Consider the following 13,839-nt stretch of genomic DNA (forward strand, 5'->3'; position numbering starts at 1 on the left):
TGTGGGCGGCGTGGAGCTCACCGCGGAGCGGGCGCGACGGATGCGCGTGCGATCGCACGTACTGGACGGCTCCGACCTCGAGCCGGCCGCCGTGGTGCAGCGCGCGATCGCCCTGCAGGGGCAGGATCTGCCCGCCGTGCTGCGAGCGATCGCCATCCGCTCCCGCCCCGGCACCACGGTGGCCGAGGTGCGGGCGGCGTTCGACACCGGCGCCCTGGTTCGCTCCTGGCCGATGCGCGGCACTCTGTTCGCGACGACCCCCGAGCACCTGGCGGCGCTGCTGCACTTCACCTCCGAGCGCACGCACCGGGCCGCGGCACGGCGGCGGGAGCAGCTCGGTCTGACCGACGAGGTCGTCGCCCGCGCACGCGACGTGCTCGCCGAGGCTCTGGCCGCGCATCCGTTGCGGCGCGCGGAGGCCCTCGACCTCTTAATAGAGGCGGGGATCGACGCGGTCGGCGGCCGCGGCTATCACCTGCTCATGCACCTGTGCGTCGACGGACTCGCCCATTGGGGGCCGTTCGACGACACCGGCACGGAGCAGCTGCTGGTGCGTTCGACCACGGCAGCCCCCGCCGATCCCGACGCAGCTCTCGCCGCGGTGGTCCGCGGGTACATCGCGGCCCGCGGACCCGTGAGCGAGACCGACCTCGCGTGGTGGACGAAGCTGCCGAGGGCCGCCCTGCGCCGCGCCGCGGAAGCGATCGAGGATCTCGTCGAGGTGCGCGTCGAAGGTTCGCCCGCCTGGGTGGTCGGCGAACCGCACGCCCCTGAGCCGAGCGGGGTCATCCTCGTCCCGGGATTCGACGAGTGGATCCTCGGCTACGCCGACCGCTCACTCGTCGCAAGCCCCGCGATGCTCGACGCGATCGTTCCCGGTGGCAACGGCGTGTTCCGACCTGCTGTGCTGGTCGACGGCGTGGCGGTCGGCACGTGGCGGGCCTCACGCTCGGCACGCAGTGGGCCGCCGGCCGTCGAGCTGATCGAGCGAGTCCCGGCCGGTGTGAGGCGCGCGATCGAGAAGGCGGTCGCCGCCTGGCCGCACGGGTGAGGCGCGCCCGGACATAGGAAGGGCCCCGGCATGTGCCGGGGCCCTTCACTAAGACTGATCGCCTTACTGGCAGCTGTCACACTGCAGAAGGTCCATCGGGTCGACGGGAACCGCGTAGCCGCCGACGGTGTCGTTGTTCTCGTAGTCCATGGGATCCCCCTTCAGGAACTGGAAGCTTGGGCGGGGCTGCAGCCCCTTCCGCGTGCGGCGGTAGAGCCACTATATATCGGGAATTACACTCGTGTCATCCCACTAGATGTGGTGTTTCGCGGATTTTTTTCTCCACAGCTGTTTCAACAGGGTTCCGCACAATTCCTTCCACACCCAGTAGATCGGGCACCACCGACATCGGGCGGAGCGGAGGGCGGATTCTGCCGAAGACGGACTGCGCGAGGTGCGAACGTCGCGGCGTGTCCGGCGCCTGCGGGCTACCCCCCTTTCGGGGGTCATTCGTCGGAGTTGTGTTGCTCAACAGCCGGGCACCTCGTAGCTTGGCTGTGACTCTTTTGGGGGACGTATGCGCTCGGAGCACGAGGGGAACGGCCGGCTCGCCGCCGTGCTTCGCGCTGCCCTGATCGCAGGAGCGCTCGGCGTCGGCATCTTCGCCCTCTCCCAAGTCCTCACTCCCGACCGGGCCCATGCGGCCGAATCGGAATCCCCCACTGCGACCACCGAGGCATCCGTCTCGAACCCGCTCGGCGGCCTCGCGGACGGCATGACCGCCGCCGCGACCCGCGTGCTCCACGCGGCCGATGCGACGGCCTCGAAGACGCTCGACACCGTCGCCCCCAGCTCGCAGTCCGCATCGACCTCCGCCGCCCAACCCGCGTCCACCGCCACCCAGCCCGCATCTGCGACCCCTCCGGCGGCCCAGGACGGCTCGGTGCTCGGCGGCACTCTGACCGACGTCGGCCAGACGGCGGGTGCGGCCACGAGCACCGTCTCGCACGTCGCCCAGAAGACTATGGGCACCGTGCAGAACACGGCCGCGCAGGCCACTGCGGCGGTCCCCGAAGACACTCGCGCGGCGGTTCGTGACGCGACAGCGAGTGTCACCGACGCCGTCGACAGCGTCCCCGCCGCGAAGCCCGCGACGAAGCTCGTGAACGCCGTCGCGACGACGGCGGACACCCTGGTTGACGACGTCGAGAAGACCCCCGTGGCGGGAGACCTTGCTCGCACCCTGATCGGCCCGCAGCCCCTCACGTCGGTGCTCTCCCCGAGCGCCGCGAACCTCGACGACACCGTCGGTGCCGCCACCTCGGCGACGACCGGAATCGTGCGCGGCGAGACGACGGATGCCGCGGGCTCGATCTCGCCCGACCCCGTCGTGACCGCGCTGCTGCCGAGCCTCGACGGGGTGCTGCAGGCGCCCACGGCTTCTTCCTCGGTGACCGTCACGGGTCCGATGACGCCTACCGCGCCGAGCGCATCCGCCGCGGCTGACGCGTCGGCGAGCGCAACGACTCTCCGCGCGGATGTGGCCCCGTCGCCCGCGGCATCGGTGTTCGGCCCCGTGCTCCCGCCGGCGGTCGCCGTCGTCGGCACGGTCGACACCGCGTCGGCGGCCGCGCCCGGCACGGCCGCCGCCGCGCTGCTCGGCGGCGCGGGTCTTCCGGCACCGTTCTCGCCGCTCAGCGGCAACGGCGGCGCCGACCTGGCTGTGACCTCCGGCGGCTCTGCCGGGGGCGGCTCCACGAACCTCACGCCCGCCGCTTTCGGCGACGCAGCGAACGTCTCCGCGGACCTCGCGGAGAGCACCATCGTCGCGGAGACGGATGCGCTGCCGGCATCCGTCGTCTACGACCACGACTCGACTCCTGACTAGGTAGGTCGATCTCCGCTCCCTCGTCACCCGACGGGGTCCGACGCGGAGGGACGACCCGAGCCGCGCTGTCTGCGCGAGCTCTCTCCTACCCAGTCAAGGAGTTCGACTATGAATGCAAATGCCGCGAGGGCACTGTGGTTCGCAGTGTGCCTCGGAGGCCTCTCACTGGCGGGAGTCGCTGCCGCGAATGCGGCCACCGACGACTCCAGTCAATCTTTGGTCAACGTGTCCCTCACGGGCACGCCGTCGGTGAGCGTCGACACGCAGCCGACCACGAGCGATGACACGACCCTCGGCGACACCGTCGCCGACGTGGTCTCGGTCACCACCTCGTCCTCTTCCGCCCAGACCACCGACACGGCAGCGTCGGACGCGACGGCGGACACCTCCACTTCCACCACCGCCGACGCGAGTGACGCGGATGCCAGCGCCCCGGTCTCGTCCTTGGTCGAGAACAACGGGCCGGTCGACGCGCTCGCGGGCGACTCCGTCGTGGACAATGCCGTCGGTTCGGACAGCGCGCTCGCGCCCGTCACGGACACCGTCGACACCGCAACCACGGGCACCGCGGTGCCCGACGTCGTCGACGCGGTGACCGGTGACGACTCGTCCACCGCGGATGTCGTCGGCGACGGCAGCCTGGTCGACGGCGGCACCGTCGGCGACGCGGCGGACAACCTCGACGGGGTCGTGGACGCCGTCACCTCCGCATCCGACCCCACCGACGCGCTCACGGACACCGTCGATGGCGCCGTCTCCGACGTCGACACGACGCTCGCCGACGCGCAGACCGACTCGTCGCAGCTGCTCGGCTCGGACGGGCTCACCGAGACGGCACTCGACAACGTCGGCGACACCGTCGATTCGACGCTGTCCGGCGACCTCGCGGGCGCCGTGGACGGCGTCGGCACGACGGTCGACGACGCTCTGACGCAGACGGCCGACACGGCCGACAGCACCGGGCTCGTCGACGACGCACTCGCCGACACGCTGGGAGAGACGCAGACCGACAGCGACGCCACGGGCACCGACACGGTGCTGGGCGACGACGTCGCTGCGGTCGCCGCACCTGTGACCGACACCGGACTGACCGACGCCACGTCATCGCTGCTCGGGGACAGCGGCATCTCCGACACTCCCGTGGAGGACCTCGTCGACGCGGACAGCGTCGTCGACTCCACGGCCGGCGACGCCGTCGTTGACCCCCTGCTCGGTGACAGCGGAGCGGTCGACACCGTGACCGACCCGGTCACCGGGGCGGTCGACGACCTGACCGGGACCGACGCCACCTCGACCATCGTCGACGGCGCCACGGACAGCGGCTCGGGCCTCGACGACGTGGCCGGCGACGGCACCCTCGTCGAGGGCGGCCTGGTCGGCGACGCCGCGGAGAACACCGACGCGGTGCTGTCCGACGTCGTGAACGGCGATCCGGTCTCGTCCGATCTCGGTGACACGGTCGACGGACTGGTCGACGACACCACGACCACCGTCGACGACACCGTCACCGACACGAGCGACCAGGTCGTCAACGGCGTCGTCTCCGGCGCGGCCGACGACACCGCGACGACCGTGGGCGACCTGCTCGCGGGCGAGGACGTCGGCTCGGATGTGACCGACCTGGTGACGGATGCCGCGGACAACACGGCCGACGCCACCGACGCCTCCGGGGTGGTCGATGACGCCGCGACCGACGTGCTGGGCGACACCGACCCGTCCGGCGACGGAACCGGCACCGGCACCGGCTCGGGCGACGGTTCGGATTCCGGATCCGGCACCACGGACGACACCGGCGTGCTGGAGAGCCTGACCGGCGACAACGGCCCGGTGGACGACGCCGTCGGCGACGACGTGCTCGACCCGGTGCTCGGCGACGACGGGGCGGCCGCGCCGCTCGTCGACGCCACCGAGGGCACCCCGGTCGGCGACACCCTCGAGGCGGCCACGGGCGACGCCGGCGCGCTGGACCAGGTGGTCGGTGACGGCGCCCTCGTCGAGGGCGGCACCGTGGGCGACGCCGCCGCGGACGGCGACGACGTGCTCGCCGCCGTCGAGTCGGGCAGCGACCCGACCGAGGCGCTGGAGACCACCGTCTCGGACGCGGTCGACAACGTCTCCGACACCGTGTCCGACGCGGGCACGGACACGTTCTCGGACGGCCCGCTGCTCGGCGACGTGCTCACCGACACGCTCGGTGACACCACCGCCGGCGGAACGACCGACGCGGACGACGACCTCGCGGACGTCACCGACCCGCTGCTCGGAGACGACAACGCCGTGGCCGACGCCGCCGACTCCGGCATCGTCGACAGCGTGCTCGGCGACGACAACGTCGTCGACGCGATCACGAACGACGGTGACGTGCTCGAGCCCGTGCTCGAGGCGGACGGCCCGGTCGACTCCACGGTCGACGACGAGGTGCTCGACGGCGTGCTCGGCTCCGACAGCGCACTCGACGCGGCGACCGGGGACGGCTCCCCGATCGCCGACGTCACCGGCGACGACAGCGCTCTGGACGACGTGGCCGGCGACGGCACGCTCGTCGAAGGCGGGCTCGTCGGGGACGAGGCATCCGATGTCGACAGCACGCTCGCCGACGCCGAGAGCGGCGGCGACGTGGTCGGCGACCTCGTCGATGACGGCGGGGTGCTCGACGACGCCACCAGCGACGCGACCGACACCACCACCGATGCCCTGGACGGCGTGAGCGACACGGTGTCCGACCTGGTCACCGACCCCGCCGACGCGGGCGACGTGCTGACCGACGACGTGACCGGCGACTCGGGTCTGCTCGACCCGGTGGCCGCCGACGTGCTCGGCGACACCGACCCGGCCGGCACCGGAACGGGCGGCGGCACGGGAACCGGCACCGACACGGGTGACACGAACGTCGTCTCCGACCTGCTCGGCGCGGACGGTCCGGTCGACTCCACTGTGGGCGATGCCGTGCTCGACCCGATCCTCGGATCGGACAGCCCGCTCGACGCTGCGACCGAGGACGACTCCCCGATCGCTGACGTCACCGGAGATGACAGCGCTCTCAACGACGTGGCCGGCGACGGCACGCTCGTGGAGGGCGGGCTCGTCGGCGACGCCGCCTCGGATGTCGACGACGTGCTGACGGATGTCGCGAACGGCACCGACCCGACCGACGCGCTCGAGGACACCGTCACGGACGCTGCGGCCGACCTCGGCGACACCGTGTCCGACGCCGGCGACGGCGTGGACACGACGCTGACCGACGTGGCGGACGGCCCGGTGAGCACCCTCGCCGACACCGTCTCCGAGACCGTGCAGGACGTCGCATCCGGCCACGTCGCGGCCGCGGCCGAGGACCTCACGTCCGGAGCCGAGGACACCCTCGCCGAGACCGGTGAGGTCGTCACCGACGACGTCACCGGCGACACCGGCGTGCTCGACCCGGTCGCCGCCGACGTGCTCGGCGACACCGACCCGGCCGCATCCGGCACGGGTGACGAGAGCGGCACCGGAACCGGCGACAGCGGCGACACCGCCGCCGGCATCGTCGAGGACCTCGTCGGTGCGGATGGCCCCGTGGACAGCACCGTGGGTGACACGGTGCTCGACCCGATCCTTGGATCGGACAGCCCGCTGGACGCGGTGACCGGGGACGACTCCCCGATCGCCGACGTCACCGGTGACGACAGCGCCCTGAACGACGTGGCCGGCGACGGCACGCTCGTCGAGGGCGGCCTCGTCGGAGACGTCGCCACCGACGTCGACGACGTGCTCACGGATGCCGCCGACGGCGGCGACGTGCTCGGCGATGTGACCGGCGACGGCGGCCTCGTCGACGACGCGATCACCGACCTGGTCGGCACGGTGGATGACACCGTCGCCGGCGTGGAGGACACGGTCGCCGACGCCACGGCCCCGGACGGGCTCGTCGACACGGTCGTCCAGGGCGTCGAGGACACGGTGTCCGACGTCGCCTCCGGCGACCTGGCCGATGTGCCGGACGACCTCACCGGGACGGTGGAGGACGCCACGGACGCCGTGACCGAGCTCGTGAACGACGACGTCGTTCAGGACTCGGGCGTGCTCGACCCCGTGCTGACCGACGTGCTGGGTGACACCGACCCGGCCGACACGGGCACGGGGACGGGCACCGGAACCGGCACGGGAACGGGAACGGGCACCGGCACCGGCACGGGAACGGGCACCGGAACCGGGACGGGGAACGGCACCGGGACGGGGAACGGCACCGGGACGGGGACCGGCACCGGCACGGGAACCGGAACGGGCACCGGCACGGGCACCGGGACCGGAACGGGAACCGAGACCGGCACCGGCACGACCGGTGGCACGGCGACGACCGCCGCCGCTGCGGCAGCGGTCTCGACCGAGGCGGCTGCGGCCGGCCTCAGCCTGGGAGCAACGGCCTGGAGCGCACTCGGAGCGGCGGGTACCGCTCTCGGCGCCCTGGCCATGACGGGCAGCAATGTGCTGGACAGCCTCGGAGCTGCCCTCGCACTGCTGCTGATCGGCGCGGTGGCACTGCTGCTGCGCCGCAGGGAGCGGCGCGCCGGCTCGGAACACTGAGCAGGAGAGCGCGACTAGCCCTTGACTGGGCTGGTGCGGCCAGGTCCAGCCCGCCTGGCCGCACCGGCCCGATCACCACCACAGATCGGGCCGGACTCGCGCGGAACCCACCTCTGGACATATAAGAGTCGAGTGGACACCTCCGGCACCAGCGCTGCGAGCGTGGTGCTCGAGCTCGTGCTGCTGGCGGCATCCGTCAATGTCGCGCTGCGCCTGCCTGCGGTGCGGCGCGTGCGCCCCTTCCCCTGGTTCGCCGCGGCGGCGGTCGTCGTCATCGGCGCACCCTCGATCGCGCAACACGCCTGGCCTTCGCTCGGCGACGCGCTGGCCCGCAGGCCGGAGCTGACCCTGGAGCACGGGCAGTGGTGGCGCGTGCTGACGGCGGTGCTCGCGCAGGACGGCGGCCTCGGCACGGCCCTGTTCTCGCTGCTCGTCGTCGCGTTCGCGGCCTTCGTGGGGCAGCGGGTGTGGGGCTGGTGGCGCGCGGGCGCGGTGATGCTCGCCGCATCCGTGTTCGTGAACCTGCTCGCCCTGGCGTGGGATGCGCCCGGCGGCGGCAGTTCCTTCGCCTGCGACGGGCTGTTGGCGTCCGTCGGAGCGGCGGCGGCCCTGCGCGCCGCCAACCCCGTCGCGCGCGTCTGCGGCGGCATCGTCGTGCTCGTGGGGGCGGCGCAGCTCGCCGCCGGCGATGGGCACGGATGCGCCGTGCTGTTCGGTGCCGCGGCGGGCCTGCTGCTGCTCGCAGGCCGCCGCACCGGCGCCCGGCTGCGCTGAGGCGGGTACCGCCCCTGGTGGGAGGGTCGCCGATGGTCAGACTGCGCAGGAGCACGCCCGGAGTGGACGGCGTGCCGGAACCTGAGGCCCTGAAGGTCGCCGCGGAGCGCGGCTTCGCCGTGCCGCCCGCGTGGACCGACGTGTGGGTCTGCGCCGACCCGAACGGCCACATCCAGGTCACCGGCGTCGACGACGCCGGGCGCACGCAGTACCTGTACCACCCGCGCTGGGTGGAGCGGCGCGACCGGATCAAGTTCGAGCGGGCCGCGCAGCTCGCGGAAGCGCTGCCGGCCGCCCGTGCGCGGGTCACCCGCGACCTGCGCTCGGACGGGCTGACCCGGGACCGCGTGCTCGCCGGGGCGTTCCGCATCATCGACCGGGCGTTCCTGCGGGTCGGCAGCGAGGAGTACATGCAGGCCAACGGCACCCTCGGGCTCACCACCCTGCTGTGCCGCAACGTGCGCGTGGACGACGATACGGTCGCCTTCCGCTTCCCGGGAAAGGGCGGGAAACGGTGGGACACCGCGGTGACGGATGCCGACCTCGCGAAGCTCGCCGCCGAACTGCGCTCCGCCCGCAGCGCCCGGTCGCGGTTCCTCGCCTGGCGGGGCGGCGCGCCCCGCGGGTGGCACGTCGTGACCGCGGCGGACGTGAACCAGTACATCCGGGAGCAGACGGGAGACGACTTCACCGCGAAGGACTTCCGCACCCTCGCCGGCACCGAGCTCGCCTCCGAACTGCTCGCGAAGGCCGGCCCGCCGCGCACCAAGACCGAGGCGACGCGCACGGTCGCGGCCGTGTGCCGCGATGTGGCCGCGCTGCTCGGAAACTCCCCCACCGTCGCGCGCAACAGCTACATCGACCCGCGGGTGCTCGACCGGTACCGGCACGGGCGCGACCCGCGGGGCTGACGGTCAGCCGGCCTTCTTGCGCCGCGAGGTCTTGGCGGCGGGCTTGCCCGACTTCCCCGTCGAGCCGGACTTCGACGCCGAACGCTTGCGGTCGACGCTGCGCCGCAGCGCCTCCATCAGGTCGACGACCTCCGCGCCCTGCTGCTCCTGCCCCTCGCCCTCGTCGCCCTCCTGGCCGAAGGTCGCCGCCGTGTCGACCGCGTCGCCCTGCGCGAGCTTCGCATCGATGAGCTGCTGCAGCTCCTCCTGGTACTCGTCCTTGTAGTCGGCGGGGCGGAAGTCGCTCTCGAGGCTCTGCACCAGCGCATCCGCCAGCTGCTGCTCCTTCGGCGTGATGCGCGGCGGATTCTCGAGCACCGAGAAGTCGGCCTCGCGCACCTCGTCGCCCCACAGCAGCGATTGCAGCACCATGACGCCGTCCTCGTGCACGCGCAATGCGCCGAGGTGCGTCTTGTTGCGCAGCGCGAAGCGCACGATCGCGGTGCGCTCGGTGCGCTCGAGGGTGCGCCGCAGCAGCACATACGCCTTCACCCCGCCCTTCTCGGGCTCGAGGTAGTAGCTGCGCTCGAAGGTGATCGGGTCGACTTGATCGGATGGCACGAACTCGACCACCTCGATGTCGTCGCGGCTCGCCTCGGGCAGCGCCTCGAGGTCTTCGTCGTCGAGCACGACGGTGCGGTCGCCCGCGTCGTACGCGCGGTCGATGTGCTCGAACGGGATCACCTTTCCGCACACGTCGCAGCGGCGCTCGTAGTGGATCCGTCCGCCGTCCTTGTCATGTACCTGATGCAGGGCGATGTCGTGGTCCTCCGTGGCGGTGTAGATCTTCACGGGCACGCTGACCAGCCCGAAGGAGATCGACCGCTTGCCGATTGCTCGCATGTATGACATCTGGCCGGAGCATCCGCTCAGCGTCAACCCCCTGGCGAACGGGGCGGCGAGCTCCTACCGTGCGGCCATGGCCAAGAAGAACGAGCAGGTCGTACGCGTCGAGGGTCACACGCTCACGCTGAGCAACCTCGACAAGGTCATGTACCCGGAGACCGGGACCACGAAAGGCGACGTGATCAGGTACTACACCGAGGTCGCGTCGTATCTGCTGCCGTACGCGGCCGACCGGCCCGTGACCCGGAAGCGCTGGGTGAACGGCGTCGGCACCGCCGAGAAGCCCGGCATGGTGTTCTTCCAGAAGGACCTCGACGACTCGACGCCGGAGTGGGTCGCCAGGCAGACGATCCACCACAAGGACCACGACAACTCCTACCCGCTGCTGAACGACCTGGCCACACTGACCTGGCTCGCGCAGATCGCCTCGCTCGAGCTGCACGTGCCGCAGTGGCGGTTCACCCCCGACGGCGAGCGCGGCAACCCCGACCGCATGGTGCTCGACCTCGACCCGGGCGAGGGCGTGGGCCTGCCCGAGTGCGTCGAGGTCGCGAAGCTCGTGCGCGGCGTGCTGTCCGACATGGGGCTCGAGGCCGTGCCCGTGACGAGCGGCAGCAAGGGCATCCACCTGTATGCGCCGCTCGACGGCACCAGCACTTCGGAGCAGGTCTCCGAGGTGGCCCACGAACTTGCCCGGTCGCTGGAGGCCGACCACCCGAACCTCGTGATCAGCACGATGCGCAAGGCCGACCGGCGCGGCAAGGTCATGGTCGACTGGAGCCAGAACAACGCGGCGAAGACGACGGTCACGCCGTACTCGCTGCGCGGCCGCTCGCGCCCGTTCGTCGCGATGCCGCGCACCTGGCGCGAGATCACCTCGGGCCGCCTGCGGCAGATCGAGTTCCACGAGGTCATGGGCATCATCAAGCGGCGCGGCGACGCCGCCGAACCGCTGCTTCCGAAGGGCGCCGGCGGTTCGGGCGCCGCGGTCGGCGCCGCGGCCGCCGACCGGCTCGCGACCTATCGCAGCATGCGCTCGGCGGACCGCACGCCCGAACCGGTGCCCGAGGAGGCGCCCAGGCCCGGCTCGGGCCGCACCTTCGTGATCCAGAAGCACCAGGCGCGCCGGCTGCACTATGACTTCCGCCTCGAACGCGACGGCGTGCTGGTCAGCTGGGCGCTGCCCAAGGGCGTGCCCGCGCCCGGCGAGAAGAACCACCTCGCCGTGCACGTCGAAGACCACCCGGTCGAGTACGGCAGCTTCTCGGGCGACATCCCGAAGGGCGAGTACGGCGCCGGCCACGTCGACATCTGGGACCACGGCGAGTACGAGGCGGAGAAGTGGCGCGACTCGGAGGTGATCGCCACGCTGCACGGGCAGCCCGACGGCGGCCTCGGCGGGGAGCCCGTGAAGGTGGCGCTGATCCGCACCGCGCAGGGCGGGGACGAGAAGAACTGGCTCATCCACCGCATGGAGCTCGACGCGCCCCGGGCGAAAAATACGAAAAATGCGAAATTTGCGCACTCGAGCGGGGCGAGCGGGGCGAAGGGGGAAGCCGGGAAGGGGAAGCCGGCGGCCAGCGGTGGCGCGAAGCATCCGTCTCGCTCGTCGCGCAGCGAATACAAGCCGATGCTCGCGACGCTCGCCACCGAGCGCGACGTGCGCGACGAGAGCGACGTGGCCGTCGAGATGAAGTGGGACGGGGTGCGCGTGCTCGCCTACGTGCGCGGCGGTGAGACGAAGCTCGTCAGCCGCAACGGCATCGACATCACGACGACGTACCCCGAGTTCGCCGACCTCGCAGGCCGGCTCGGCGGCCACGACGCGGTGCTCGACGGAGAGGTGATCGGCGTCGACAAGCGAGGGCTGCCCGACTTCGGGATGCTGCAGCAGCGCATGCGGCTGACCAAGCCGTCGGACGTCGCGAAGGCCGCGAAGAACGTGCCGGTCAAGTACATGCTGTTCGACGTGCTCGAGCTCGACGGGGAGGACGTGACCGGCCGCGACTACGACGAGCGGCGACGGATGCTGGAGGCCACGGTGCGCTCGCAAGGTGACGTGCTCGTGCCGCCGGTGTGGGACGGCACCCTGGCCGAGGCGCTCGAGCGGGCACGCGAGCTGCGACTCGAGGGCATCATGGTGAAGGACCGGCGGGCGCCGTACCGGGTGGGGCGGCGGTCGGAGGCGTGGCTGAAGATCAAGCTGCACCGCACGCAGGAGGTCGTCGTCGCCGGGTGGCGGCCCGGCAACGGGCGGCGCGCCGGGACGGTGGGCTCGCTGCTGCTCGGGATCCCGGACCGGGACGGGCTGCACTACGTCGGCCGGGTCGGCACCGGGTTCGACGACCGGGCGCTCGACGAGCTCTCGCGCCTCGCCCGGCGGCAGGAGCGCAAGACGAGTCCGCTCGTGGACGTGCCGCGCGCGGACGCCCGCGACGCGAAGTGGATGTCACCGACGCTGGTCGGCGAGGTGGAGTTCGCCGAGTGGACGCGCGACGGGCGGCTGCGGCAGCCGTCGTGGCGGGGGCTGCGGCCGGACAAGTCTCCGGAGGAGGTCGTGCGCGAGTCCTAGCCCGGGTGCGTGGCGTGGATCGGGCCGGTGCGCGCGGCGAGCGGGGCGCCCGAGGCGGCCTCGCGCGCGGCGATGATCTCCGCGGCGATCGACACGGCGGTCTCCTCTGGGGTGCGGGCGCCGAGGTCGAGGCCGATCGGCGAATGCATCCGTTGCAGCTCGTCGTCGATGAGGCCCGCCTCGCGCAGCCGGCGCATCCGGTCGTCGTGCGTGCGACGCGAGCCCATCGCACCCACGTACGCCACCTGGGGGCCGCGCAGGGCGGTGGTGAGTAGGGGCACGTCGAACTTCGGATCGTGGGTGAGCACGCAGATGACGGTGCGTTCGTCGACCAGTCCGTCGGCGATCTGGGCGGCGAGGTACTCGGCGGGCCAGGCGACCACCACCTCGTCGACGTCGGGGAAGCGGGCCGTGGTGGCGAACACGGGCCGCGCGTCGCAGACCGTGGCGCGGTAGCCGAGGAGGCCGGCCTGGCGGGCGAGAGCCGCGGCGAAGTCGTTGGCGCCGAAGACGAGCAGGCGCGGTGCCGGGGCGAAGCTGTGCACGAAGACGCGCATGCCGGAGCCGAGCCGTTCGCCCTCGGGGCCGAAGCCGAGGGTCTCGGTGCGGGCCTGGGCGAGCAGTCCGCGCGCGTCGTCGCCGACGCGCAGGTCGGCCGTGGGCGAGCCGAGGCTTCCGGCGGTCGACTCGGGGCTCACGACGAGGTGACGGCCGACGCGGGCGGGCTCGGGGTGGTCGACGACGGTCGCGACGGCGACCGGGCGGCCGGCCCGGATGTCGGCGGCGAGCTGCTCGAGCTCGGGGAAGGTCGCGCGCGAGACCGCTTCGACGAACACGTCGAGGATGCCGCCGCAGCTGAGTCCCACCGCGAAGGCGTCGTCGTCGGCGATGCCGAAGCGCTGGAGCAGCGGCGGGGCGCCGCCGATCGCCTGGGTGGCCAGCTCGTAGGCGGCGGCCTCGACGCATCCGCCCGACACGGAGCCGGTCGCGGCGCCGTCGGCGGTGACCAGCATCGCCGCGCCGGGTTCGCGCGGGGCGGAGCGGAAGGTGCGCACCACGGTGACGAGACCGGCGGTCTCCCCCGCCCGCCAGGCCTCGAGCAGTCGGCCGAGCACGTCGCGCATGGAGGGGAGCCTAACCGCCGGGGCGCCGGGGCGACTCGTCACGATCGGCTCGTTCGTCGGCCAGCGGGCGCACACATCGACGAATCGCGTAGGGCGGCATCGACGACTCGTCACGATTCGCCGGCGCGGGC

8 protein-coding genes are annotated in these 13,839 nt (G+C 72.4%); 6 read left to right on the plus strand and 2 right to left on the minus strand.

Going from position 1 to position 13,839, the window contains the following annotated elements:
* The first annotated feature begins 10 nt into the window (after positions 1–10).
* From H563_RS15820 to H563_RS15835, 5 genes are all read left to right on the plus strand, one after another.
* Positions 11–1,051, plus strand: coding sequence for a DNA glycosylase AlkZ-like family protein (locus tag H563_RS15820; protein WP_155865123.1), 1,041 nt, complete (start codon positions 11–13; stop codon positions 1,049–1,051).
* Between the two features lie 517 nt (positions 1,052–1,568).
* Positions 1,569–2,879, plus strand: coding sequence for a hypothetical protein (locus H563_RS0108605; RefSeq protein WP_022882200.1), 1,311 nt, complete (start codon positions 1,569–1,571; stop codon positions 2,877–2,879).
* Positions 2,880–3,095: 216 nt separating this feature from the next.
* Complete coding sequence (locus H563_RS17395; RefSeq protein WP_022882201.1) at positions 3,096–7,442, plus strand: beta strand repeat-containing protein; 4,347 nt, start codon at positions 3,096–3,098, stop codon at positions 7,440–7,442.
* Between the two features lie 132 nt (positions 7,443–7,574).
* The gene (locus H563_RS0108615; protein ID WP_022882202.1) at positions 7,575–8,216 is read left to right on the plus strand and encodes a hypothetical protein; all 642 of its coding nucleotides are present in this window, start codon (positions 7,575–7,577) and stop codon (positions 8,214–8,216) included.
* A gap of 32 nt (positions 8,217–8,248) precedes the next feature.
* Entirely contained in the window at positions 8,249–9,127 is an 879-nt protein-coding gene (locus H563_RS15835; RefSeq protein WP_162138939.1) for a DNA topoisomerase IB, read from the plus strand.
* Between the two features lie 3 nt (positions 9,128–9,130).
* On the opposite strand, the gene ku is transcribed toward H563_RS15835, so the two are convergent.
* Positions 9,131–10,009 (minus strand): non-homologous end joining protein Ku, encoded by an 879-nt coding sequence (ku, locus tag H563_RS15840; RefSeq protein ID WP_022882204.1) that lies wholly within the window; start codon positions 10,007–10,009, stop codon positions 9,131–9,133.
* 76 nt (positions 10,010–10,085) lie between these two features.
* Here ku and H563_RS0108630 point away from each other — a divergent pair, with 76 nt between their 5' ends.
* On the plus strand, positions 10,086–12,584 hold the full coding sequence (locus tag H563_RS0108630) for an ATP-dependent DNA ligase (RefSeq protein ID WP_027479255.1): 2,499 nt from the start codon (positions 10,086–10,088) through the stop codon (positions 12,582–12,584).
* Here H563_RS0108630 and H563_RS0108635 read toward each other — a convergent pair.
* Positions 12,581–13,708 carry an XdhC family protein gene (locus H563_RS0108635; protein ID WP_022882206.1) on the minus strand — a complete coding sequence of 376 codons (1,128 nt, stop codon included), beginning with the start codon at positions 13,706–13,708 and terminating at the stop codon, positions 12,581–12,583. The two genes, H563_RS0108630 and H563_RS0108635, sit on opposite strands and share 4 nt — an antisense overlap.
* Positions 13,709–13,839 lie beyond the last annotated feature (131 nt).

It is taken from the genome of Gryllotalpicola ginsengisoli DSM 22003 (assembly GCF_000419445.1).
Classification (GTDB): domain Bacteria; phylum Actinomycetota; class Actinomycetes; order Actinomycetales; family Microbacteriaceae; genus Gryllotalpicola; species Gryllotalpicola ginsengisoli.

Coding starts and splice junctions, on each gene's coding strand:
- H563_RS15835 (WP_162138939.1), top strand. CDS start 8,249: ATGGTCAGACTGCGCAGGAGCACGCCCGGAGTGGACGGCGTGCCGGAA.
- H563_RS0108630 (WP_027479255.1), top strand. CDS start 10,086: ATGGCCAAGAAGAACGAGCAGGTCGTACGCGTCGAGGGTCACACGCTC.
- H563_RS0108635 (WP_022882206.1), bottom strand. CDS start 13,708: ATGCGCGACGTGCTCGGCCGACTGCTCGAGGCCTGGCGGGCGGGGGAG.
- H563_RS0108605 (WP_022882200.1), top strand. CDS start 1,569: ATGCGCTCGGAGCACGAGGGGAACGGCCGGCTCGCCGCCGTGCTTCGC.
- ku (WP_022882204.1), bottom strand. CDS start 10,009: ATGCGAGCAATCGGCAAGCGGTCGATCTCCTTCGGGCTGGTCAGCGTG.